2 pseudogenes are annotated in these 1293 nt (G+C 66.3%); both read right to left on the bottom strand.

Features of this window, described 5'->3' with window-relative positions:
* A pseudogene (locus VXC91_RS45775) lies at positions 1-231 on the bottom strand (histidinol-phosphatase); the annotation flags it as partial.
* Between the two features lie 490 nt (positions 232-721).
* Positions 722-1227, bottom strand: a pseudogene (locus VXC91_RS45770) (phospholipid carrier-dependent glycosyltransferase); the annotation flags it as partial.
* Positions 1228-1293 lie beyond the last annotated feature (66 nt).

Raw genomic sequence — 1293 nt, 5'->3', positions numbered from 1 at the left:
CCCGCCTCGCGAGACCGTCGATGCGGGCGTCGCCGCGGCCTGCCCCGCACTCACGAGGACGCTTCCCGCGGCCAGCCCCGCGCCGAGCAGACCAGTGCGGCGCAGCATGGAGCGCCGCGAAAACTGACTCGGCGTCAATTCCTCGTCGGGAACCGACATATCGAGCGCCGGCGGCAGCGAGGAGGCGTCATCGCTTCCGTGGTGGTGATGGTGGTGGTGACCGTGACTCATGCTCAACTCCCGCTGGCAACAAGGACACATGCTGGGGGGCATGTCGATGATGCGAAGCCTTGGTAAACGACGAGAATCAAGGTGATGATCTGGCTAAGAAGGACTGATGTGCAGCGAGAGTCGTCGTCGCGGAATGTCGCGGCCTGCGCCTCGAAAGAGCGCGAGGTTCAGAGCTGCCGACCCAATGAACGCCTCTGACGTGGGGTCATCAAACAGCAGGCAGCCTTCGTGGATATCGGCTCCGCGTTCCGGGCGGACCCTGAGGCGGCGAGAGCCGCGCAGCCGGGCGAACCTGCGCTCCACGACCCGACAGAAGGGCCCTGGTCCACTGCCGTGCGGTGTGCCGCGGCGAGCGAAGACGCGCAGAAGTCCACGATCACGCACCTGGTTCCGCAGATGTCGTGGTCGTGACCGCGGTCGGCGATCGCCGCCAGGCGACAGGCCGGACGACCAGTCCGTCCTTGCGGCAGCACCGGCTCACCGTCGCTGGTCAGATCCAGGTGTCCAGCCACATGTGATCACGCCAGGAGTCGGTCGGGATCATGCTTCCCGAGTAGATCGGGAAGAAGTAGATGAAGTTCCACACAATCAGCAGCGTGAGCGTGCCGACGCCCGCCATGCCCCACAACCGGCGTCGCCCACTGGCTCCTGGCGGCCCGAGGAGGGCTCCGGCCGCCATCGTCACGGCGAGGCACAGGAAGGGCAGGAAGACGATCGCGTAGAAGGAGAAGACGGTGCGATCCTGGTACAGGAACCACGGCAGCCAGCCGGCTGCCACCGGACCCAGGATCGCGCCGGCGCGCCAGTCCCGCCGCAACGCCCATCGGTAGAGCAGATAGACGAGGGCGCAACACGCGGACCATCACAGTAGCGGCGTGCCCAGAGCGATGATCTCTCGCGCACAGCCGCCCGGTTCCCCGCAGCCCTCCTTCCCGTAGGGCGAGGAGTGGAAGTAGAACGGCACGGGGCGCCGAGCACCGGCCAGCTCCAGGGGTCGCGAACTGCTCAGGATTGAGTCAACTCTAGTGTGTATCAGGGCCTCTGAGTGGGCGTTATCATCGC

The organism is Streptomyces chiangmaiensis (genome assembly GCF_036281785.1).
GTDB classification, from domain to species: Bacteria; Actinomycetota; Actinomycetes; order Streptomycetales; family Streptomycetaceae; genus Streptomyces; species Streptomyces chiangmaiensis.
Note: the sequence above shows the minus strand (reverse complement) of the source record. Positions and strands in the feature narration are given on the sequence as shown.